General features: G+C 32.6%; 19 protein-coding genes. 9 read left to right on the top strand and 10 right to left on the bottom strand.

What is annotated here, in order from left to right; translation table 11 throughout:
- Positions 1-302 precede the first annotated feature (302 nt).
- Positions 303-3011: a coiled-coil domain-containing protein gene (locus EF513_RS07495; protein ID WP_125216778.1), complete on the bottom strand. Its 2709-nt coding sequence runs from the start codon at positions 3009-3011 to the stop codon at positions 303-305.
- Between the two features lie 286 nt (positions 3012-3297).
- Between EF513_RS07495 and EF513_RS07490 the strand changes: the two genes are divergently transcribed.
- From EF513_RS07490 to EF513_RS07465, 6 genes are all read left to right on the top strand, one after another.
- Positions 3298-5559: an ankyrin repeat domain-containing protein gene (locus EF513_RS07490; RefSeq protein WP_125216777.1), complete on the top strand. Its 2262-nt coding sequence runs from the start codon at positions 3298-3300 to the stop codon at positions 5557-5559.
- Positions 5560-5561: 2 nt separating this feature from the next.
- On the top strand, positions 5562-5828 hold the full coding sequence (locus EF513_RS08215; RefSeq protein WP_125216776.1) for a tyrosine-type recombinase/integrase: 267 nt from the start codon (positions 5562-5564) through the stop codon (positions 5826-5828).
- Between the two features lie 304 nt (positions 5829-6132).
- Positions 6133-7176 carry an acyltransferase family protein gene (locus EF513_RS07480; RefSeq protein WP_125216775.1) on the top strand — a complete coding sequence of 348 codons (1044 nt, stop codon included), beginning with the start codon at positions 6133-6135 and terminating at the stop codon, positions 7174-7176.
- A gap of 568 nt (positions 7177-7744) precedes the next feature.
- Positions 7745-8944: a hypothetical protein gene (locus EF513_RS07475; protein WP_125216774.1), complete on the top strand. Its 1200-nt coding sequence runs from the start codon at positions 7745-7747 to the stop codon at positions 8942-8944.
- A 252-nt stretch (positions 8945-9196) separates the two neighbouring features.
- The gene (locus tag EF513_RS07470) at positions 9197-9811 is read left to right on the top strand and encodes a hypothetical protein (RefSeq protein WP_125216773.1); all 615 of its coding nucleotides are present in this window, start codon (positions 9197-9199) and stop codon (positions 9809-9811) included.
- A 6-nt stretch (positions 9812-9817) separates the two neighbouring features.
- The gene (locus tag EF513_RS07465) at positions 9818-10411 is read left to right on the top strand and encodes an ankyrin repeat domain-containing protein (RefSeq protein WP_338142609.1); all 594 of its coding nucleotides are present in this window, start codon (positions 9818-9820) and stop codon (positions 10409-10411) included.
- Positions 10412-10901: 490 nt separating this feature from the next.
- Here EF513_RS07465 and EF513_RS07460 read toward each other — a convergent pair whose 3' ends face one another.
- Positions 10902-11984, bottom strand: coding sequence for a hypothetical protein (locus EF513_RS07460; RefSeq protein WP_125216771.1), 1083 nt, complete (start codon positions 11982-11984; stop codon positions 10902-10904).
- A gap of 453 nt (positions 11985-12437) precedes the next feature.
- Here EF513_RS07460 and EF513_RS07455 point away from each other — a divergent pair, with 453 nt between their 5' ends.
- Together EF513_RS07455 and EF513_RS07450 are read left to right on the top strand one after the other, a co-directional pair.
- Positions 12438-16208 (top strand): ankyrin repeat domain-containing protein, encoded by a 3771-nt coding sequence (locus EF513_RS07455; protein ID WP_125216770.1) that lies wholly within the window; start codon positions 12438-12440, stop codon positions 16206-16208.
- Between the two features lie 150 nt (positions 16209-16358).
- On the top strand, positions 16359-16703 hold the full coding sequence (locus EF513_RS07450) for a hypothetical protein (protein ID WP_125216769.1): 345 nt from the start codon (positions 16359-16361) through the stop codon (positions 16701-16703).
- A 195-nt stretch (positions 16704-16898) separates the two neighbouring features.
- On the opposite strand, the gene EF513_RS07445 is transcribed toward EF513_RS07450, so the two are convergent.
- The 6 genes from EF513_RS07445 to kynU all read right to left on the bottom strand — a co-directional run bounded on the left by EF513_RS07445 (position 16899) and on the right by kynU (position 21317).
- Positions 16899-17147 carry a hypothetical protein gene (locus tag EF513_RS07445; protein WP_125216768.1) on the bottom strand — a complete coding sequence of 83 codons (249 nt, stop codon included), beginning with the start codon at positions 17145-17147 and terminating at the stop codon, positions 16899-16901.
- A gap of 169 nt (positions 17148-17316) precedes the next feature.
- Positions 17317-17541, bottom strand: a complete 225-nt coding sequence (locus EF513_RS07440) for a CPCC family cysteine-rich protein (protein ID WP_125216767.1) — start codon at positions 17539-17541, stop codon at positions 17317-17319.
- A 26-nt stretch (positions 17542-17567) separates the two neighbouring features.
- Positions 17568-18605 carry a hypothetical protein gene (locus EF513_RS07435; protein WP_125216766.1) on the bottom strand — a complete coding sequence of 346 codons (1038 nt, stop codon included), beginning with the start codon at positions 18603-18605 and terminating at the stop codon, positions 17568-17570.
- Positions 18606-18899: 294 nt separating this feature from the next.
- Positions 18900-19295 carry a hypothetical protein gene (locus EF513_RS07430; protein WP_125216765.1) on the bottom strand — a complete coding sequence of 132 codons (396 nt, stop codon included), beginning with the start codon at positions 19293-19295 and terminating at the stop codon, positions 18900-18902.
- A gap of 2 nt (positions 19296-19297) precedes the next feature.
- Complete coding sequence (locus tag EF513_RS07425) at positions 19298-19807, bottom strand: hypothetical protein (protein WP_125216764.1); 510 nt, start codon at positions 19805-19807, stop codon at positions 19298-19300.
- 145 nt (positions 19808-19952) lie between these two features.
- Positions 19953-21317 carry a kynureninase gene (kynU, locus tag EF513_RS07420; RefSeq protein ID WP_125216763.1) on the bottom strand — a complete coding sequence of 455 codons (1365 nt, stop codon included), beginning with the start codon at positions 21315-21317 and terminating at the stop codon, positions 19953-19955.
- Between the two features lie 434 nt (positions 21318-21751).
- Here kynU and EF513_RS07415 point away from each other — a divergent pair, with 434 nt between their 5' ends.
- On the top strand, positions 21752-22768 hold the full coding sequence (locus EF513_RS07415; protein ID WP_125216762.1) for an alpha/beta fold hydrolase: 1017 nt from the start codon (positions 21752-21754) through the stop codon (positions 22766-22768).
- 123 nt (positions 22769-22891) lie between these two features.
- Here the strand turns inward: EF513_RS07415 and EF513_RS07960 are convergent, their stop codons facing one another.
- Together EF513_RS07960 and EF513_RS07955 are read right to left on the bottom strand one after the other, a co-directional pair.
- Positions 22892-23056 (bottom strand): hypothetical protein, encoded by a 165-nt coding sequence (locus tag EF513_RS07960; RefSeq protein ID WP_164503870.1) that lies wholly within the window; start codon positions 23054-23056, stop codon positions 22892-22894.
- A gap of 46 nt (positions 23057-23102) precedes the next feature.
- Complete coding sequence (locus tag EF513_RS07955; RefSeq protein WP_164503869.1) at positions 23103-23249, bottom strand: hypothetical protein; 147 nt, start codon at positions 23247-23249, stop codon at positions 23103-23105.
- Positions 23250-23406 lie beyond the last annotated feature (157 nt).

Genomic DNA, 23406 nt, shown 5'->3' with positions numbered 1-23406 from the left:
ACCAGCGAGTAATGGAAAAATGTGGTATGCAGCATTATTTATAAGATTATGATTATCAAGGTATTAAAACAATGTATTCTACAATAGAAAAGCCTAATAATTATAAACCATTATTATAGGTAATTAATATACAAATTTATTAATATGACCAATCGACCTACCTTATAACCATTCTAATATTATACCAGTATTTACTCAAATATAATTGAGGTGCTTGGGACAATAGAGTTTCTAAGCCTAAGCTAGACTACTGTACAGTATCAAATAAGCCTTCTAAGTGTGCATAATATTAAGATGCGTGCCTACCTAATATTATGCCCTATATATTCTTTAGCTTGACTATCCATTCTGGTTGCAAAGCTCTTAGCTTTATTTATTACTTTACTTAAAACAGGAGCAGTTGGTAGGTAAGAACCAATTTTTTGTTGTATATTGCTTACTGTATTAGGACTGATTTTCTTTGCTCCGTAGTATAAAATTACTAATCCAAGAGTTATACCTGCCAAGCACAAGCAACCTAATATAATTTTACCAGCTAGTTGAGTAGCCTTATTATAGTTAAATATTTTATTGACAAATTCTTTTAATCTTTGAAAGTATGATTTGTCTAATTTTGTAATGTTCTTTCTTTTTTGCTTAGTTTCTACCTGTTCTCTTTGCAGTACGGTTTGCCTTTGAGGTTCAGCTTCTGAAGGTACTCTTTTTTCTGCCTGCTGCCTTTGCAGTTCAGCTTCTTCTTGTGCTTTTCTTTGTTCTGCTTGTAAGTGTACTCTTTTTCTTGCCTGCTCTCTTTGTAGTTCAGCTTGTCTCTGACGTTCAGCTTCTAAACGTGCTCTTTCTTCTTCCTGCTGCCTTTGTAGTTCGGCTTGCTTGTGGCGTTCAGCTTCTTCTTGTGCTTTTATTTGTTGGTCTTCTAAAAGTGCTCTTTTTTCTGCCTGTTCTCTTTGTAGTTCGGCTTGTATCTGGCGTTCAGCTTCTTCTTGTACTTTTCTTTGTTCAGCTTCTAAATGTACTCTTTTTTCTTCCTGCTGCCTTTGTAGTTCGGCTTGCTTCTGGCGTTCAGCTTCTAAATGTACTCTTTTTTCTTCCTGCTGCCTTTGTAGTTCGGATTGCTTCTGGCGTTCAGCTTCTAAATGTACTCTTTTTTCTTCCTGCTGCCTTTGCAGTTCAGCTTGTATCTGACGTTCAGCTTCTTCTTGCGCTTTTCTTTGCTCGGCTTGTAAACGTACTCTTTCCTCTTCCTGTAATTTTGCTTGTTTTTTTAAATTGAATAAAGAATCTTCCCTAGCTTCCATATTAATATTATTTATCTCTATATTTTTTAATGTAGCTAACTTATTTAAATCAACTATTACCATTGGTTCGGTTCCACTTCGAGACTCAAATTGATGCGCATGTTGAAAGAACCAAGCGTATTCACCTTGCTGCAAGTTACGATCGAGTCTACATAACTCGTTATTCTCCTTATCTATAAGGATAAATGTGCAGTCTTTATTTCTTCCTTCTGCCTCATTATTTAAATATTCAATTAATACAGGCTTAAAATTTTCTGATTTTTTTATGGCATCTTGCTGTTGTAATAATCTTCTTTCTAAGCGGGTATCATGGAAAGTAGCAGTGATGTTCAATCTGTCATAAGAAAGTTTCATAACTTCTTTATATTTAGGTTCCAATGCTTTTTCTGCGTTTAGCAGTTGTTCTATAGTATTACCACTATATTTTGTTTTATCATCGGAAATATATAATGCATTCTGCATATTTTTGCTTTCAAAAGCTCTACATAAAATATCTCTCATTTCCCTCATTGGAATGTTAATCATATATTTTTTCTGCGGGTAACGTTTGAGCATAACTTGTGCTGCAAAAGTATGAAGATGTGTAGCCAAATCTCTATGCACCTCTTTATCTGCAAGTAATGAAGTTGCAGAACGAGTAATACCCATATGAGAGGTAAAGGGAGAATTTTGCGAAGTTGAAATAGTAACAAACATTTCTATTTCACTTAAATTAACTTCATTAGGATCAGTTACTGGAACATAAGAAGCATATGCTACCCACACTTCTGTTTTATCGTTATCGTAGAACGATAGGCTCGCATCAAACCCAATCAGACCTACTTCAATTTGATTGATTATTGTTTGATATTCCTTTTTTATATTATCTTGATGCTTGCTAGCTAGCCGGCTTTGATTATGTGAATATTTTTTCCACTCTTGAACATTTGCTTCAGTAACTTTTACCATATTAAAGTATAAATTATCATAATGTTTAACTGAATATATTTCGCCTATAATTTTTTGCTCGATATATTGCTTTAGTAAAAAATCTTGAATCTTTATTTCTTCTGAATCCATATTGACATTAGGCAATTCAGCAAGCTGGGATAAATCTAAGTTGAATAAAATTTTTACTGCTTTATGATAGTCCGTTGGATAACCATCTGGTGAGCATGCTTTATTACACGCCTCATGTATCATCTCAATTAATGATACTGGGTCTATAGAGGGATTATCGTTATTATACTTTGTTATATTAAGATAAAATTCACGAGCTAGTTTCAGTTCCCGCAGGTCACCTTCACTTAGTCTATGATATTCCCGTTTTACGATAATTTGTATTCCTGTTTGAATATATAAGTTTTTTAAAAAAGTATATTTTGACAAATAAGGTAAGCTGTAATCAAAACTTTTAAATTGTATAAATTCAGGTTTAAAATCCGAAGAATTATTTTGTACAAATGATAAAATAAAATCATTATATTTTGAAAGATCTTCCTTTTTTAATGCTATTGAGATTTTTAAAGATCTTACTATATTAGGAATTATAATAGGTGATAAATCATTTATATTACATAAGGCATATGCAATATCTTCAAGCGTAATATCAGCATCATTTAGCAACCCGCTAATATCTACATAGGATTCATTAATAATGATTTTTTCAAATATTAACTTACTTTTATCTTCCCAATTTAATGGCTGAGAAGCTTGTTGTGTAATTACCTTTTTCATAATATGTATACTCTATAAAATTTTGAAATTATTATTACATTATTTAAATTAGTTAATAAAGCAAGTGCCATTAATATGGCACTAATTATATTTTAATCATATATTTTATTAATCCTTCCTAATAAATAGCAAAGTTAAGCTTCTTAGGGATATCTATATCCTGCACATACCCATATGTGGCAATGTGAGTTTAAGTTTTATAACTAAAACATTAAAATTGTATAATAATCAAAATAATGTTAGTTTGATGTGTATTTTAAATGAATATTAAGAGAATTGAATTAGTATGTTGCCTTCTGATAATATTTTAACAAAACAGTCCAATGATGAAGCAATTAGTAATGCATTGACAAAATTACAGGCTGTTACAGCAGGATATATTTACTCCTGTTTTTTTCATTGCTTCTCAGCAAGCTTAAAAAATTTTGAGGCAAGTAATACTAAACTAAAAAGCCTAAATGATCAGTATAATTATTTTTTACAGGCTATTAAAGGGATTATTCTGAGTGATAATTGCTTCGCAGAAGAATTAGTGGATCTCCAAGAAATTTTTCAATTACCAGGGAGGTTGGCTCGTGTAAGGGATATTTGTAGGGTTGAAAGAAAAGATGCTCTTACTTATCATGCAGATGGTAACTTTATCAGAATAACTATTGCCCATATGCTTATAAGGAACCTCATATTCTATCGTAGGCAACTTGAAAGCTATAAACCAAGCGACCTTGCAATTGAATATACAGAAGATAATTTTCAGCAATTTTGCATTGGAGATATAAAAACTGGGCTTGAGGAGCTAACTGAAGATGAGAGGAAATATTTATCTCAGGAAGGTTTTACCTCAGATAAAATTGAAGCTGCAATCAAAGAATTTGGAGATAAACCTGAGAGCTTAATTGATGAAAGTCCTTATTTCCAAGTAATTGATGAACAAAACGAAACAAAACTATCTGCTTTATTAAATTTAAAAAGATTTGATTTTAATTTAAAAAATAAAGAAGGATATCCACCAATTAATTATGCATTAGAGCATCGATTATTCAATGTTGCTTTAAAATTGTCTAATGAAGTTAGTTTCAGGCCTAATACTCGTGATACCAAGTTTCTACGTACTCCTTTAATTGCAGCAGCTATTACAGGTGCCAATAAAGTTGTAGATAAACTACTAGAATTACCAGAGACAGATATTAACTTACAAAATATTTATGGGGCCACAGCTCTTATGTTAGCTATAGCACAAAAGCATACCTATATTGCAAATAAATTGGCTATTCAGCCGATGCTAAATCCTAATCTTGTTGATCAAAATGGTCAAAGTGTACTTATTCATGCATTGATGAATGGTAAGGTTAATATTGCTAAATTAATCGTTAGATCACTTAAAGAGAAAATTAACCCTAACTTAGCTCATCCTAAAAGCCGATCACCTATCTTACACTATGCAGTTATACATAAAAAAGATTTCATCAGTATGTTGTTAGAATTGCCGGATATCAAAGTTGAGTTTCAAGATATAGAAAACAACACTGCTTTACATATTGCTGCCGCCCGTGGGCGACTAGAAATTGCAAAGCTACTATTGCCGCGAGTTAACGATCCCAATGTTTTAAATCTACACTTATTTGCTCCTATTCATTTAGCTTTATATAATAATCATTATTTAGTAGCTGAAGAAATTATCAAGCATAAAAAATTTAATCCTAATGTAGTAGAAGGCAAATTTAATAAATCCGCGCTACATTGGGCAGTTATTAAACAGCAAGTTCACTTAGTAGAGCTACTATGTCAGAAGCAAGCTAAGTTAAATATCTTAGATCAAGAAGGATATTCACCAATCCATTTAACTGTTAAGAATAATGATATGGAGGCATTAAAAATTCTGCTGAAATATTGTAATAAAGAAGAGCTTGAATGCTTAAATGGCCAGGGCTACACAGCTTTGACTATGGCTATCTTATTAGGTAGCAAACAAGCTTATGATTTGCTATCCAAACATGAATTTTATAATGCTGAAGTTCGCCCTTTAACCCATGCTTTTATTCAGGCTGTACAACAAAAGGATGAGGGAGCAGCAAAAAAAATAGCTCAGTTTAAAAATTTTAATCCTAACGCTTTAAATCAATGGAATAAACCATTAATTTATGAATGCATACAAATAAATAATAAACAATTAGCAAAAATTTTATATGATCATCCGCAATTTAATATTAATTATCAAGATCCAGATGGTTATACGGCTTTGCATTATGCTACCTTAAATAAAAGAGCAGATATTGCTGCTGAGCTAGCTAGAAAAGGAGATGCCATTAATATACAAGATAAGATTAATTATTATACCCCAATACACCATGCTGTTGAAATGGCCGAATTAGAATTAATTGCAGTAATGATCGAGAGAGAAGATATCGATTTGACTTTAGAAGGTTCCTATAAAGGCCGTATGTGCACTCCTATAGAGCTAGCTACTACGCTTAAATTTTATAGTATAGCCGAGAAACTAAGAGAGCGTGCTAGCAAGATTCAACAGAATCAACCTATGCCACCCATGTAGAGATTGCTCTTAATTCGGCCTATATAATTGCTTGTCATTTAATCCAAGCTATTACAGCTGAAACTAATCTATATACAAGATATGCTATGTGGTTTTATCTATTGACTGGTATGCGTAAGTCAGAATTGTTGCAAGTTAAATGGCCAGATATAAATTTTACCTGCAAAGAAATTAATTTAGAGGAAACAAAAGCAGGTAGAGCTCATATTATTACTACTTATCTATCGGTATTGTCAGATATAATTATATATGCGTTTCTAATTAGATAATTATCCAGGGGAGTAATCTGAATAGTCGAGAGGATAATAAAATGACTTATCAGTATCGGTATTAAAAGGATTTCTAAATCTTCCTTCAGCCATATGTTATTTATACCCAGAAGTTCACTGATTGGATTTAATAAATTAGTAGGAGGAACTTCCGTATAAAGGAGGGGATTAATTGATTCAACTTTTTAATCATAATATTTTGATTGTGTTTAAAAACAACCAACTCATTTTGTTTTGACTTTCAAATTATAGTTGCTAACAGTATCTTTTTTGAGTCATTAACTAGCTAACAAATAAGAACCTTATGATTACTAAAATTAACCAGTTATCTCATCAAACTTTACCTCATAAAATTTATAGTATTCAACTTATGCGAGCTATCGCTGCTTTAATGGTAATGTTTGCTCATTTTTTATCTGATGCAGAGAAATATAATAAAATAACTACAAATATAGGTACAATTAAGCCGTATTTATTAAATGGTGTGGATATATTCTTTTTCATCTCTGGCTTTGTTATAACTTTGTTATATGTTACCAAAAATGATAGTTGTAGCCAGTTTATAAAAAAACGTGCGATTAGGATCTTACCCACTTATTATATATTTACATTTTTAGCATTTTGCATGTGGCTTATAAAGCCTACCTTGTTTAATAATGCAGTTGATAATAGAACTGATATCTTAGCCTCATTTTTATTAATACCTTCAAAGCCAGATCATCTACATTTATTATCAGTAGCTTGGACATTATGTTTTGAAGTGTGGTTTTATGCTTTTTTTGCCCTTTCAATAGCTCTTTTTAAAAGAGCAGTAATTATACCTATTACACTTTATACGGTTTATTTAAGTTTCTTATTATTATCAAAAAATTACGGTGTAGCTACTACGCCAGATAATAGTTTTTTAAATCTTCTAAATTCGGCTTATTGCCTAGAATTTTTAACTGGTAGTTTATTTTGCTATATTTATTCTTTTAAGAAATTTAAAGTTATTCCAATATTATTCTTGGCTTTGGGAGGTCTTTGGATAGCTGATACTAGTATGCTACTAGTTACTTTAATGGGCATCTTTTTGTTTCTGTCTCTAGAAATTTACTCTAAGTATTTGCCGGTTCCTAAATTCTTTATTTTGCTTGGAGATTCATCCTATTCATTATATTTATCGCATCTACTAATTATGGGAGCTGTAAAGCATATTTGGGATAGGTTCCTTGGTTTTGCTAGCGGGGATTTGGTTAATATTATATGGATGCTCTCAATGATCTTAGCCTCTATAATGTTTAATCTAATATATTATAAATTGATTGACCAAAAAACTAACCAATATTTATGCAAGAAATTCCTATAATCTAGATGGCTATCATGAAACGTATTATAGTCACTTTATTAATTGCAAGCTTATTTCTTACTGGATATTTTATGTTTGTGAACTAAGGATATTCTATTAAACCTCCAAGCTTCAAGAATGCCAAGATAGATACATCTAACTTATCGTATCTAAATGGATTGATAATATTTGTGATTATTAATAATAATTCAACTAGCTTTTCACTTCTTGATTACAGATTGCTCTCAAAAATAATTATTACTGTTCTTCGTTTCGTTCTTTATAAATTCATGTCTTTTTTGGAGTAATATTAAGACGCTTAAATATTTTACATATAGGTGAAATGCTATTCTTAAAATGCTTTATAAATTATGCCAAACTATCCTGGCATTGGCTCAGTTAGCCTAACATTGGATAGTAGATTACTTTCTATAGCAACCTGATAACCAAATATCTTAATTTAGTATATAGCAAGTAAAAAAATTTATTTTTTTAACGTGGTATTTAGTTATCGTTGGTGTGTTATTTATTAATAGATTTACATCTAAAAGAATACAGAAAATTTTTAATAAATTAAGAGGTTTATTTTATGTTAACTAAGATTATATTATTAGTTAGTACAATCAATACGGGTGATATAGCTAATGCTAATGCTACTTTAAACTCTTTGACTGATGAATTAAAAAAAAATGAAGTGATCAATATTGATGCCAATGGAATTGATAAAGACATTGCTTCTATTTATCAACGCGCTACTGCCAAACAGGAAGAGAAATATCTTATACTAGCAATAGGCGAGAAGGGCGGGCATGCGCTTGATTATCTATCTAAAAATAATTTAATCAATCCAGAGAATAGTTATGTTTATTGGTCTATGCATCAATATACAGATTTAATAAATGAACATAAGAGATTACATTTAAATCATATTATGATTCCTGAAACCGCTTTAAATTTTGCTAAACAAGAAATAGTAAGGAAAGTGCCTAACTCTACTTTAACTTTTGCTGTACCAACAAGCAATCCTTCAGAACAAGAGTTGCAGAAGGCCTATAATAATTGGGATATTTCTGATAAACCCGCTTTAGAAGGTAAGTATATAATAGTTATGCTGCCTGGAGATGCTCCAGATGCAGAAGGTAACATACGTTGTTTTACTAAGAAATCTGCAGAAGATTTGTTTGTTAAAGTAAAGGCATTATGGGATAAAACCGGTAAAGATAGCACTATAATTGTTCAAAATGGTCCTCGAACTGGTAAGCATGATCCTTCAAGTAAGGACCTTAAACATCCTCAAGTAATTTGTACTCATGAGTATAAAAAAGGCGAAGATGAGTTACAAGCGGTAGATCAAGTTAGTAAGCATTTTACTGAATTGCTTGCTAAGAACAAAATAAACTACAAATTTTTCAATTTTACTTTCCAAATAGATGGAGAGAAAAAAGTTGCGCAATCTGTTTTTAACCCGCTTCTATACCTAGCAACTAAGAATAATCATAACTATTTTATATTACCAGGAGAATCTGTTTCGATGATTGGTCAAATTCCCCTTTATCTATCACCTTCGCAAGTGTTGGTATTTAAACCTGATTCGATGAATGAATCTCATCAAACTATATTAGATTTAGGTTTTAAACGAGGCTATGTATCTTGTTTCGCAGATAATGGAAGCGTAATAAATCCAGAAAATGCTACAAAAAGATCAGCAGATGATGCAGTACAAGTAGCACGAGATATAGAACAAGGTTATGAGCGCAAGTTTAGTAATGCTAAGTTTCACAGTATTTAATTCTTAAAGAGAGGCTTAAATTTTTAAGCCTCTCTAGTAAGATATATAGCTTTATGGCAAGTAATCTGCTTAAATTTTTATAAATGTTCAAGAGTTAGTAGGTGATATTGGAAAGAATGATCTCTAGCTATCATGTTCTATATTTCCAATAATGGAATGAGGTGGTTTATTATATTGCATAAAGTTTTTGTAATAAATAAGAATATAGCTTACTTTTATGCTCTCCTGTTGAATCATCCCTAGCTTTCTGTTATGTCTTTTTCATCATCTTCATCAGTTAAGGATATTGATTCTACTTTAACAATGATAAATTTATTTGTTACAGATAAAGATAATAATATTTCCGAAGAGCAAGTAATAAATAGTATAAATTCATTAAAGAAAGAAAAGCTTGGCATAGCCTCTAAGTTCATAATGAACTTAGATATGGAAAATGCTGATTACCAATTCACTCCAAAACAACAATTCGTATTACAGCTTGTTTATAATAAATTTACTAACTATCATGCAGACATATTTTCTGCTAAAGTTAGCAAGATATCTTTTAGAAGGGACGAAGGGGCTAATAACATACCTGATGTTGAAATTTCACCAGAGGTAAAAAAAGAAGCAGACCGACAACTACAAAAACTTAACAACAATCTTGATAAGCTCCATCGAATCACTGATGAATTTAGGACATTTATTAGTAAAGTTGCAATGCAAGCAGTTCTTGACAAAGCTACGTTGAGTAAGACTGATATGATGACTATTATTAGATCAATTCAAGAAGATTTTTCATCTAAAGGCATTGATATTAATGTTCAAGATAGTGGTCAAACAGCATTAATGCGGGCCACCCAGCTAGATATGCAGGACCTTGCCTAGCTATTAATTCAACATCCTAACGTTAATCTAAATGCCCAAGATGGTGAAGGTCAAACAGTATTAATGTGGGCTATTCGGCTAGATAGAGAGGAGCCTGCCAAGTTATTAATTCAACATCATCGCATTCAGGCCGCCATTAGAAACAATAACGGCTTAAACGCCTTCCATATAGCTAGTGAGTATTATGAGCATAAACCAAATGAAATTCTTCCATTATTAGAAGCAGCCCTACCAGAGAGAAGCAAAAAATTCTGCCTGCAAGATATTGTTGAGTACGATCTTAGGGAAGCCAAAGCACAAGATAAGCTTATGGAAAACAGAAAACGAATAGAGGAGATGTATGCTTTAGAGCGTGATAGACAAAATATAAGAGATGTTTTTGAATATCTTGCATTTATATCTGATCAAGGAAATGTACAATACTTAAGACCAAATAATGTTTTTGCAGATGAATGGACTAATTTGATAAGTTCCTATCGTTTATCCCGAGCCCAAGATAGAGCAGAAAGTTCAGGAATAGCTCCTAGTAACTCCAGTTTTGCTCAAAGAGAAATTCAAGCACGTAATGCTCAAGGAGGCCATTATTGCCCTATCATATAATTCATTCATATGACCTAACAATTTACCTAGGAGTGCTATATAATACCCTCCTAATTATCTATTTATGGTTAAAAAATAGATAACAAGGCAATGATAAAAGTCTTGTTATTTTTAGGTATAAGGGAGGACAATGAGAAACTTAATAACTGGCAACGTAGCGATTCTTATAAGCTCACTATCTTTATGGTAAATATATAATTGCTGTAGAAAACCATTGGACGAAAGAAGCACAGAAAGCTTTGGAGAATAGTGATGAGTTTAAGAATAAAGTGCCAGAAATACTTTAAAAACAGCCCCTTAGTTACACATGAGGGTAATGTTATTATCAGGCGCGCATATATGACTGGCTTTAGAGGTGAGCAATTGCGTCTAAGGAAACTATAAGGCCATCATTTAGAAAGTTAGGCCGTACAACAGGCTAAGTTAAAATAAATAAAGATAGCTGGCACAGTGCCAGCTATCTTTATTTTCAAAATAAAATTTATATACTTTATAAGCTTGGATTAAAGCCTTTCTTAAAGCCTGGCAGTAACTCAGTAATCTTATTAGCCGTTCTAAAACGGGTCTTTGTAGAAATAAGAGTTTGAAACTTATTATCTTCTGCATTAGTTGGCTTAATGGGCTTGGCGAGTTCAGCGCTCCTACCTCGGCCATCATATTTCTCATATAAGGGACTTGAACTAAATTGCAATCTAACAGGTTGAAGATGCAGATCTTTACCAAAATCTAGCTGTTGAGATATAAATTTAGTATAAATTTCTCCATTACGAGAATCTATAGCTAATGATTGAGGTAAGAAACAAAATGGAATCAAGTTACTGGTTTTGATTTCTGCATTATCTTTTGTTTTAATTCTTTTTATAATTTTGTGCACCATTTCTGTGGAAGTGTAAGGATTACCACCAGCTAGATGAACTTGCAACTTAGCATTATTTCCGCGGCTTAATTGATAAAAAATTTGATCAAGAAATTTTAAATCGGTTAAAACATTAATATAAGCTAAAGCAGCTGTTTTTGTCTCTGGATTCCATATTGCTATCGCTACCGGTCCTGCACCAAAAATGCCTAAGATAGGTTTGTCACTATTCGCATCGGTATAACCGAGACTACTCAGAAGAATACCGCGAGCATCTTCTGAGGAAAAATTCCCATAATTTGATGGCTGGCCTAATGAGTTAATTTGCTGCAATAATGCTTTTCTATTTTTTTGTTTTAAAGCTTGGTGCTCTAATTCTTTTTTTTCTGCTTCGATTAAGCTTGGCAGTTCAAGGGCTGTGCCTCTTAATGCCTCTTTAATGGCTTCGCTAAATTCAGGAGGAACAGTAGCTAGGAAAAAGGATAGCTTCTTTGGCGGATAGTGAGTATGGATTTCTGTAAAGCCATTCTCTGTTTTGCCTTCAAATCCCAAAACTAATTTATAACTATCCATATCATTAAGGATCCATTCAGAGGTAATAGCTTCCGCATTTAATAAGGTATTAGCTTGTATTGGACCTCTATAACGCAAGCCTGGCATATGCGTAGATAATACCTTTATATCAATATTTAAGCTTTTATTTAAAGTAGCTTTCATGATTGCAATCTCTTTAAGAAGTTATAATTGATAATTGGTATATAAATGAATTTTTTTAATATTTACAACTTAAAAATTAGGATTGGAGCATAATAATGATTGAAAAAAGCCCTCGGGGGCTATGTGAATAGAGGTTTAAAGTGTATAAAAGCACAATTTAATTTAAAAGTTTGTTATATAAATTCTTAGTGAAGAATATGCCCTATTGTTAGTAATGTATTAAAGAAGTTGGCTATGGGTTAATATTTTGTTAGCAAGTTAGTTAATGAGTTGTGAACATATACGAAGTTTTATCCATAGAATTTTATAAAAAAGTATTTATATTTTGCCGGATTACTTTCATATTTTCATAAGAGGAAATAAGAAATCAATGTATAACAAGCTGTTTACATCTTTGCAAAGTAACAGCCATGCTATAGTACCAAAAATAATATTTATAAAAACAGGCTTAATATGAGTAGTGCATCTTCTTTAGCTATTGCAGTATCAAAATCAGAAGACAGAATTATGGCAGATGCCACCGCAGCATCATCTGTAGAACCAAGCAAAATACATTTGCATAGAGAAGCTCAAATATATGACATATATACTGAGCGTTCTTATGAAGAATTTGAATATGAATATAATATAAATATTAAAGAAGCCTCCTATAAGAATTTACAGCGTGAGAGAGAATTTTTAGGCATGCTTAGTTCAGTAGAGCAGCAAATTATTACCTTTATTATTAATAATTTAACGGCAAAACATAAAACCCACGCTTTTGAAGAAATTAGTAAAGAAGGTGCATTACTTTCAGTTCGTGAAAGGCAACGCTTAGAGCGTGCTGTTAAGAATAGTCATACCGGAAGAACAGCGGGCGATGATAACATTTTCTTCACCGTTGGGTTGGGAGATCATAAGACTCCTTCCTTCTTAAGTAAAGGTAATGGTCATACTATCGTACTATCGCTAGATAGGTTGTTTAAAGATTACGAGCATCGTTTTAAAGGTTTTTATGTCAGTGGACATTTATCAGATTATGCTCAACAGACAATCTCACGTCCCAGCTATTTTGGTGAAACTCTGTTTCAATATAGCCATAATGATCAACAAAAGATTAAAACTTATTCTTACACCTATCCGGACGGTAATAAGCGTACCATTACTTTAACTATGGGAGATGAGATCTTCTGCGGCCGGGAGGTATTAGAAGGGATAGCCCTACAATTTGTTAGGCACATTAGGCTGATAGGTGGTAACTATTATCAGCATATATGTGATACTATTCAAACGGGAGACCAGCAAAATATAATGCAAGTTTTATCTACTGGTATGAATCTTCTTATGCCTGGATGGATTTATCCCGAAGGAAAACTTCCTGGAAAGCTAGCTCTAGACTTGCCAGATATGCATCTTACTGTCCAACCTCCAAAGGTATTTCAAGAGCGGGCAAACATAGTTCCAACTGATTGGGCTACAATAGATTTAAAAGAAAAAGCATATAAAGGATCTGATTTAGAGTTGCTTAAACAACTTATCGCAAATGGTAAATTTACAAAAACTAAGTTAAAAGAAAGTCTATTTGAATTAGCTGGCCGTAAAGACTATCAAAATAGAGCACGTACTGCACAATTCTTAATTGATCAAGGTGCTGATTTAACTGCAATTGATATGGGTGTTGAGGTGCTAGGTAAGGCAGTTGCAGAAGAAGATTTAGAATTTATTGATATTTTATTCACCTTGAAATCACCCGACCAGCATGATCATCTCATTTTTCATAAGGTTAATATACAACTTACTACAGGGGGCCTTGAGGAGTTAGGTGTAATTGGAGAGGCATGTTTTGGCAAAAAGCCAGAAGTACTTAGAAGATTAATTGCTCATGGGGCTGATCTTTTTAGGGAGCCAAGGCTTTTAGCATTTGCAGCAGATACCAGGTTTGGTAATCACGGTGAAGAAGGAATACAAAGAAGAAGTGTAGAGACGTTTAAGATTTTATTAGATCACGGTGTGGATATTAAAATTGAGCATAAGTATGGTAAAACTCCACTCATGCATTTTATCTTTAATGGAAATATTGCAGGAATAATTGAAGCAGTAAATAGAGGTGCGCCTCTTGATAGCCAGATGAGCTATATGCATATCTCTAGGTTAGGTGAGGGTCCTTCATATGTTTCTCCTGATAATGGCTTTACTGCACTACATTATTTAATGGCAACCAGTGAGCCGATTTATAATTTAAGAAAAGGTAATGAAAATACTATGCGTTACCTCATTGCTAGTTCTTTACTGCGCAGAGGAGCTAACCCTAATATACGGTCTTTATTAGGTGATACGCCATATTCATTAGCAGTAGCAAACGGTTGGTCTGAAATTGCTGAATTATTAGTTAGCTATGGTGCTGATAAAAATGTTACTAAAGATCCTTATGACTTGCTTTGTCAACATCACCAAGTAGGTGTAGTAGCAGTAGTAAAAGGTATTGATGCTGCAGGCAAAGAGGTGGCGATTATGGGTAAAAAGCTTGGTAAAGATGGTATTATCAAACAAGAATATTTATTCCCTGGGGGCTTAAAAGATCAAGGTGATAAAAATTTAATCAGCGCTGCAATTAGAGAGCTGAGAGAAGAAACATATGGTAATTTAGAGTTTTTAGTGGAATCTAATCAGGTTACACCTCAAGTAATTTACCAATATGATACTATGGGTGAAGACAAGGATGGTTATGCGGTACATTACAGGGTAGCTTATATATTATTTGATATAGGCTCACATTTAGCAAATATGAAACTCCGCGCGCGTGATGATTTACATATTGTACGATTAGTGCCGATGGAAACTATTCAAACAATTGAAAATCAACCACTTAATTTGCGTAATGTTACTACTGTGGAAGAGGGCCGCCATACTCCACTGAAAGGCAGTAACGGGCTAATTTTAGAAGGAATCAGGCAAGGAAAATTTTCTCCTCAGCTAATCACTGCATTAAATGAAATTTCTAATATAGAACTTATCGGTAAGGATCTATTAATGGCTGCAGTAATGGCTAACGATATTGAAAAAGTTAAGTACTTGCTGGCTCATGGGGTAAGGGTTGAGCCAGTAGAAGATTTTGAAAAAATACCATTACAGCACGCTGCTTATTTAGGACATTTTGAGATAGTTAAGCTGCTAGTAGAAAATGGAGCAGATGTTAACTTAGTTGGTAAGTTACAAAAAGAAACGGGGGTAAAGGAAATAGATGATACTTGCTGGGGAAGCTTAAGTGCCGCAGTACTTGGAGAAAAAAAAGAAATTATAGAGTATCTATTACCACTTACTTTGCAAAATAAAAAGCTTAATAAAACGGAAGAAGAGAACATTAAAGACATAACCTTTATATTAAAGGACGCTTTAGAAAAGGCAGTAAAGGTCAACAGAGTGGATGATAATACAGAAATAGTACAAATGATTTTAGATACTGGATTGGTTACGATTGATGATCATGTATGGGGAGTGCCACTTAATCATGCAGCAACAAATGGCAATTTGCATATGGTAAATTTCTTACTATCTAAAGGGGCTAATATTAATTATTGTTTAAAATATGATCCTGATAATGCTATGGGTGGGGCTAGGATTATTCATTCTCCTTTGATTTTAGCCATAGAAAATTATAATATTGAGGTGGCGCTTAGATTACTCCAAATTCCTAGAATAGATGTTAATGGACATCGTACATGTAGCAAGCAAGGTTTGCGGGAGGAAATTGTTAATCCATTATTTGCGGCAATCTATTATTATCAGCTAGAAGTGGCGGAAGCAATAATTGATAATACTGATATTGATCTTGCTAAGCGCAACAATGCAGAAAAAAACTGTTTAGAATATGCAGCTGAGAAAGGATTAACAGGGCTTGCAGGCAAAATCGCACAAAAATTATTATTAAATAAAATTGCTGAAGATATAACTATTGATCCAAAATTAATTATTCTAAGTATACGCCCAGATGAAAGAGGAAAGCCTTCTATCCATATTATGCATACGGATAAAGCAGCAATAGAACGGTTGGCTGCTAAAACCAATTCTACCCTGAGACAGGATGAATTTACTAAGCATTATTATGTACGTTTAGGAGAAGTTCGCCTTAAGGCCTACTTAGCAAACGGTAATGAAATATATGCAGCAATTGTCCAAGCAGATAAAGAGAGAATTGGATCGAGATTTAATATAGGACATTCTAGTGATAATTTAGCTAAATTGTAATTAGAGATAAATGGTGTTTTATAAATCATAACAAGTTACTCCCTCCTTAGAAAAATTAGCCACCATAACATAATACCTAGCACCACAATCCTCAGGGTGAGTGCTGAAGATTGTTATTCAGAAGAAGAACTAATTTGCTTTGGTAATAAGATGGGTATCTACATAAGTAGAATTATTATAGAAAAAATTTTCAGTAGAAATCTGACTATAAAATTTCCAAAACATATTGCTATCCACAAACTGCATAATTTTGTTTATTTTGATAAAAAAGAGCAGTTACATGATAAAACTTATTTTAAAAAGATTCATTATACTCAAGTAGAAGAAGAGGAAACTTACCTTTTAAATACTACTAACAGAGAAAACGACCAAGTGTTAGCTGGAGCTATTGTGAGAATGTTCATACAAAAAAGATTTCCAAACGCTAAAGCAAGTGAAATAGAATGGTGGCTTATTTCTAAATGTACACATTTAAAAAAAAGAAAAATCCGATGAAAATGGAAAACTATTCTTTTACTTTAGCCCGATCGTTATTAAGGCCGATATTACTTCCTGCTATAGTTGCATGGATTATACCTTCCTCAAACTGATGAGATTTATGAGCAGTAATAGTTTTGCCAAGCATGCTATCTTTGATACCATGAACAAGTTGAGGAGATTTAATAATATTATAGCAGGAGAGGCGAAGAGCTAATTTAAGCTGGTTTCAACATAAGCTTTAGCTTTTTCTTCCTCGGTGATAATACCGTGTTCATAAAGAATATCAGCAAATAATTTTACCATATCACAGAACCAGTTGTAACACCCCTCGGCTGTATGTAGATCATGCATAGTGTCTGGAGTTACTTCATGAAATCCTTCATTAACAAATTTTCGCCAATTTTTTATTAGGTATTCGTGATTCTTTGCTTTAATACATTCTTGGAAAATTCTTATCAAACCTTCTTTATAATTTAAAAAATTAGAATAATACTTTATTTTTTCTTCTAATACATCTCGATCTTGGAGGTTTTTAATATTTTTTTATTGCTTCAATTCAAACTCTAACATAACTTTTTAATCAATCATTGATGAAAATGCTGTTATTATTGTAAAATTTTTTTGCAAATTATTTATTATAATTGTTGTTTTCATCTTTAGTTAACATTGAGTATTTTTGATAAATCTTCCTAGCTTCATTTAAGCTTATTTTATTGGCTCCTTCAATATAGTCTGGATCATAATACTGAGCTAAATCATCTTCCCATTTGCATATTTGGCATATTTCATATGTTCCTGGAGGTTCTTCATTTAAAGTCTCATTATGGCAACAAGGGCACTCATATTTTTTCATCATTTACCTGTAGCTATAATTTTTTCTCAGTATTTTATTCCGTCACTCGGCTTAAAGAATGTTCTAATAGTCTCTTGATTATCAATAACTAAGAACTCATTTTCTGTTATATTGTATTTTAATATATCACCATTAGCTCTTTTAAACTCTAATATTTCTTTTCCAGATTGTTTATAATATAATGAATTAGCTTTATTTATATATTCTTCTTGTGAAATATTATTCCACTCATTCTTATGTTTTATATAGTGAGATTCAAATGAATTTTTATCCTTAAAATTATGCTTATTTAAATTACCTCCAATTTTATCATTATAAATGGTGCTCTTACTTACATGAGCATCATGTTCAGGCAGCTTGTTATGCAGAAGTTTAGTATGATGGGTATTTAAAGCGAACTTCATATCACTCATCATACCGGTAGTCATGGCAGTACCTAAAATTACCACAGTTGCCATATTCTTAGTGGAAGCTTCAGATAAATATGGATCCATCTGACGAATGGCACTTGCTACTTTACCGGTAGCAAAATCAAAACCTTGGACTATGTGCTCGCCAAATGCTTCCTCACCAAGCTTAGCTTTCGCGAAAGCTACACTGGTAGGAATAAATCCTCCGGTTATGCTGCTTACAACATAGAGTGCTGCATCATAACTTGCTCCGTACTTTTGGGTTAAATCTTTAGTAACTTTAACAATTCTATCTGCTTGACATGCAACATTAGCAAATAAATTATGGTTTTCTGGAACTTCATTAAGAGAAGTAAATCTTAATTCTCCGTCAGTAAGGTAGAATCTTCCATCGCTAAGCTTATCTATTTGTTCAGCAGGAATAGAGCTTTTAGATCCATAATGTTCGATTAATAACTGTTTGTTATCTTCTTTATCAAACCTAGGATGAATGGTAAGAGAGGTAATTCTCTTGCCATCTTCATCAAATTTCTCTAGCTCAAATTTCTGTAGCGCATACTCTATCTCATCTTTGGTAAGACCTTTTTTCAATCCTGCATCATATAGTTCTTGATACTTACTTGACTCAGGGATAAGCGGTTTAATATTAGCCACATCCTTAAATACATCGCCGATATCTTATAGGTTGCGTTTTATTGCTTTGCGCTCTGCTTCATTTGGTAGAGGAGCCATGATGGAATAAGTATTCTCTTTGATCTTGTGCTATTCTTTTACTTTAGCCCGATCGTTATTAAGGCCGATATTACTTCCTGCTTATAGTTGCATGGATTATACCTTCCTCAAGCTGATGAGATTTATGAGCCGCAATAATTCTGCCAAGCATGCTATCTTTGATACCATGAACAAGTTGAGGAGATTTAATAATATTATAGCAGGAGAGGCGAAGAGCTAATTTAAGCTAGTTTCAACATAAGCTTTAGCTTTTTCTTCCTCGGTGATAATATTGTGTTCATACAAAATATCAGCAAAGAGTTTTACAATATAACAGAACCAATTATAGGCACTTTCCTCGTTACCTCTGTCTGTAAAGCTATCAGGTACAACCTCTATAAAACCATCATCTACAAAGCGATACCAATTTTTTATTGGGTATTCGTGATTCTTTGCTTTAATACATTCTTGGAAAATTCTTATCAAACCTTCTTTATAATTTGGAAAATTAGAATAATACTTTATTTTTTCTTCTAATACATCTCTATCGTTAAGATGTTCAACGTTCATGCCAAAATCATACAAAAAATTTATTACGACTATTTCTTCATAATCAGGTCTTTGATTACTCATCGTTATTTTCCTTTTAAATTGTTAATAATATTTTGTTCAATATTAGGATCTATGACTATTTTATTTTTAATATTTGGATATATTGTATAAACAAAAATTTCATTATTTACATCTTTTCTAAATACTATTGTAACTTCATTCGTCTCTATTGGTAGCTTGTTTTTGAGTCCAGCATCAAAAATTTTATAAGTACTACCATGGCCAATATTTTCATTATAGGAATTTGTAAAACCTTGTGTACGTTTGCTAGGATCATTATTTAATTTAAAATCATTAATTTCGTTCTCATATCTTTGTAGTAAATCTTTTAATACTCTTTGTTCAACCTCTTCATTAAAAAATTTAGCTGTATACTCAGTTTTATATTCTCCATATTTATTTTTTCCATCCCGTTCAATTCTTTCAGCAATATATTTTTCATCAAGGTGGCCACCATGTCTTTCTTTACCATGGCCACCTTTTTGGTCATGATCTGCAAGTTTATTAGACATGGTTTTGGCATAATTATCCATTTATGCCTGTTATTAGGTAATCGTCGTTACTATAAGTAAAGCTGTTTTGAATAATGGTTTGTAATTTTTTAAAATAATCTTGAAGTTGATAATAAAATAAAAAAATCTAGGAGAGATGTATAACCTCCTAGATTTTTAGCAATTATTACTTGTTTTGTTCATAATAATCTTTCACAATTTTTGCAAACTGCCAAACTTCATGGTAAGTGTTATAGAGTGGAGTAGGGGCAACCCTAATAACATTAGGTTGGCGGAAATCTACAGTAATGCCATGCTGTTTTAAATATTCATGAAACTTTTTAGCATCCTTTTTAATGAGTAATGAAAGTTGGCAACCTCTTTCCTCAGAATTAGCAGATGTAATGATTTCAATATCTTGAGTCGGAATTTGCTTTAAGAGATATTCCAAATAACCAGTTAGCTTAATTGACTTGGCTCGTAAATTTTTCATGCCCGCTTGATCAAATATTTCTAATGAGGTTTTGAGTGGCACCATGGCAAAAATAGGAGGATTGCTTACCTGCCAACTATCTGCTGAATTTATAGGGGTAAAATCTTTTTCTAAATGTAATTTAAACCGTTCTTTAGGATCATTTCCCCACCAGCCAGCTAAACGTTTAAGTTTAGGGTTGCTCACATGTTTTTCATGTACAAAAGCTCCTGCTATTGCTCCAGGGCCTGCATTAAGGTATTTATAACTACACCAAGTAGCAAAATCTACTTCTGCATCATGAAGCTCAAGAGGTATATTACCCACCGCATGAGCAAGATCTACCCCAAAGAAAGCACCGTGCTTATGAACAATTTGAGATATGGATTTTATGTCGATTGCTTGGCCAGTAAGAAAGTTTACACCACTTAATAAAACTAAAGCTACTTGATCTTTATTTTTGTGTAAAATTTGTTCGATATCATCGAGATCAATATTATGCTTTCCTTTCTTAGGCTCTACAATAATTAATGATTTTTCTGGGTCAAATCCATGTAATGCAAGCTGGCTTTTTACTGCATAAGTATCAGATGAAAAAACAGGAGCTTCCATTAATATTTTATAGCACTTTTTGGTAGGTTGATAGAAGCTTATCATTAGTAAATGAAGATTAACGGTAAGGCTGTTCATTGCGACCACTTCATTTTCTTTAGCGCCAACAATTTTGGCGAGACTTGGCCTAAATTGCTCATGATAAGTATACCATGGATTGTTGGCTTTGAAATGGCCTTCCACTCCTAATTCTTTCCAATCATTTAGCTCTTCAGTCATATCAGCTAAAACTTTCTTTGGCTCAAGTCCAAGTGAGTTACCATTAAGGTAAATCACCTCTTTGCCATTATGTTTCGGAATATAAAATTTTTTACGGAAATCTTTTAAGGAATCTTGATTATCCAATTCTTGAGCAAAAGTTTCATCATCTTTATAGATAGCTTGCTCATTAGTAGCTGCAGAAAAAGCACTAAATAATAATGAATTTATACAAGTAAATATAAGTAGTAACTTAGTTGAATGTTTCATTTGGTACCCTGTAAATAAGTTATTTTAGAATTTATACTTATAAGTTAGTAAATAGTTAGAATTAATTGTTAATATTATTATTTTCTTAGTCAAGTACTTAAAAGTGCTAGCAATCGATAGCACTAGAGCACAATCTTGTGCCTGTGTATTTTAGATCTATAGAAAGTTGGATTGCCTTTTTTAACAAAGCAGATATTAAGCTGGAGAATATATATAGAGCCTATTCATCCGCATAATAAAAGCCTTTTTTTTGTACGCCTCCTTACCTGCAAAAAGGTTATATTGATTATCGTAGAAGCGCCAAGATATTTTATCATCAAGCTTTCTTATATGCTAGGTAGTTAACAAATATGCTTGACTGTTATAATATATTTACTTATATTTAACCAAGTCTAAACGCAACAGATATAAATAAATTTAAAAAGGTAAATGACATGCATAGTGCAAAAGAAGGTGATGTAAAGGTTCATATTCATGGAGAAGATTTAAGTATTCACTTTACCGAATCTGGACCTAAAGATAAACCAGTATTAGTATGCTTCCATGGCAACTCTGGTAGCAGTAGAGATTTTTATACCCCACTTGATAAATTAAGCAGTAAATATAGAGTAATTGCTTTTGACCTACCAGGACATGGTAAAAGCACAGCTGTAACTAAAGAAGAAAATAAAGAAAAGATCTATTCTTTCCCTGGCTATGCTGATGTAATGGCTAAAGCTATAAAAGCATTAAATATTGATAGCTATTATGTTTTAGGTGTTTCATTAGGTGGCCATAATGCATTATCGCTGTTAGCTAAAAAAGATGATTCTAAGGCTGAAGCAGATGTAAGAGAAACTGCTAGTAAAATTAAGGGAGTAATTATTACTGGAACTCCCCCATTAGACTTTAGCTTAACTAAACAAGAAGAAGTCATGGGTCAATTTATGAAAGGGTTTAGGCAGGATTTTATAGCAAAGCTATCTCAGGAAATAAGAGAAGAAATGCAACAATTAGGCATTCCTCATTTAGGTGCTTTATTATCTTATGAGAAAGATTTAAATGATGACTCTCCTCAAAGTAATAGATTAGCAGAGTTATTTGTACTATTGCAAGGTATAGAACTTACATCAGAAAATCGCTTCATGGTAGATATGGCAAAAGCTGCAAAAGGGGAAGCTAGAAAATACATGATTGGAAGTATGCTCAAAGGCGGAATTGATAATCAAAGAAAAACTGTAGAAGAAGCTACTGTTCCATTAAAAATCATTGCTGGCATTCAAGATAGAGGCATAAGCTTAGAATATCTTGAGACCTTACAATTATCCTCAACTGGGCAATTAAAGAAACTTGAAGGAGAACATGGAGTATTCTTGCAAGATAACTTTAACCAAGAAGTGGATAAGTTCATTACTGAGGTGATAGCTAGCAAATATGTGGGACAGAAACCTTCTCCATCTATTAAAAGGTAAATTTAAATTAGTAGGAGGGAAGGTAATAACTCTTCTCTTCTATTCAGTAAAAAGTTGTGGCAATAGTATATATAACTTGTTCTTAATAATATTTTTGAAAAATCAGCTACCATTACATAATACCTAGCACCGATATCCTCTATCCTCTGGATGGGTGCTTAGGTGCTGCTTTAGCGCTTTAGCAGAGTCCTTGCCATAAGGGGGGTATGTCACCATTACCGCTTCTCTTTGGCGTTTAGGCCTAATAATTTCTTCAATCTTATTTACCCGTTGTTTAATACTGCTCATAGGCTTTTCTCCAAGTTGTTTACACGCTGTTCTAGCTCTGAGACCTCTAGGGTTTTGGCAAATCTCTAAGTAGTCCTACTAAGTTCAAACCTTCTTGCGGGGTAATTTCTTCATTTGCTACAGCTTGAATTACTTTACTAATGGCAGTAAGTCTATCTTGCACTGAAGCAACGGTTGGTAATTCTATATCCACTCATTTTAATAGTTTCTCTAACTTCATTAATCAATAACAATAGCTTTTTACACCTGCTATTGTTATCATTGTTAATGTTTTTTAGTTATTAGGTGTGTATAAAATTTTTGGAAAAATTGGACAAACCCTTTATTTCTGCATTATATTAATATCTGAA

Origin of the sequence: Rickettsiales endosymbiont of Stachyamoeba lipophora (assembly GCF_003932735.1) — a bacterium.
GTDB lineage: Bacteria > Pseudomonadota > Alphaproteobacteria > Rickettsiales > 33-17 > RICK01.
This window is presented reverse-complemented; position numbering and strand designations above follow the sequence as displayed.

Excerpts from the sequence above, each read along its gene's own strand:
- kynU (WP_125216763.1), bottom strand. The coding sequence starts at position 21,317 with ATGAAACATTCAACTAAGTTACTACTTATATTTACTTGTATAAATTCA.
- EF513_RS07475 (WP_125216774.1), top strand. The coding sequence starts at position 7,745 with ATGTTAACTAAGATTATATTATTAGTTAGTACAATCAATACGGGTGAT.
- EF513_RS07480 (WP_125216775.1), top strand. The coding sequence starts at position 6,133 with ATGATTACTAAAATTAACCAGTTATCTCATCAAACTTTACCTCATAAA.
- EF513_RS07490 (WP_125216777.1), top strand. The coding sequence starts at position 3,298 with ATGTTGCCTTCTGATAATATTTTAACAAAACAGTCCAATGATGAAGCA.
- EF513_RS07450 (WP_125216769.1), top strand. The coding sequence starts at position 16,359 with ATGGGTATCTACATAAGTAGAATTATTATAGAAAAAATTTTCAGTAGA.
- EF513_RS07430 (WP_125216765.1), bottom strand. The coding sequence starts at position 19,295 with ATGAGTAATCAAAGACCTGATTATGAAGAAATAGTCGTAATAAATTTT.
- EF513_RS07470 (WP_125216773.1), top strand. The coding sequence starts at position 9,197 with ATGTCTTTTTCATCATCTTCATCAGTTAAGGATATTGATTCTACTTTA.
- EF513_RS07455 (WP_125216770.1), top strand. The coding sequence starts at position 12,438 with ATGAGTAGTGCATCTTCTTTAGCTATTGCAGTATCAAAATCAGAAGAC.
- EF513_RS07460 (WP_125216771.1), bottom strand. The coding sequence starts at position 11,984 with ATGAAAGCTACTTTAAATAAAAGCTTAAATATTGATATAAAGGTATTA.
- EF513_RS07415 (WP_125216762.1), top strand. The coding sequence starts at position 21,752 with ATGCATAGTGCAAAAGAAGGTGATGTAAAGGTTCATATTCATGGAGAA.
- EF513_RS07960 (WP_164503870.1), bottom strand. The coding sequence starts at position 23,056 with ATGAGCAGTATTAAACAACGGGTAAATAAGATTGAAGAAATTATTAGG.
- EF513_RS07440 (WP_125216767.1), bottom strand. The coding sequence starts at position 17,541 with ATGAAAAAATATGAGTGCCCTTGTTGCCATAATGAGACTTTAAATGAA.
- EF513_RS07425 (WP_125216764.1), bottom strand. The coding sequence starts at position 19,807 with ATGGATAATTATGCCAAAACCATGTCTAATAAACTTGCAGATCATGAC.
- EF513_RS07495 (WP_125216778.1), bottom strand. The coding sequence starts at position 3,011 with ATGAAAAAGGTAATTACACAACAAGCTTCTCAGCCATTAAATTGGGAA.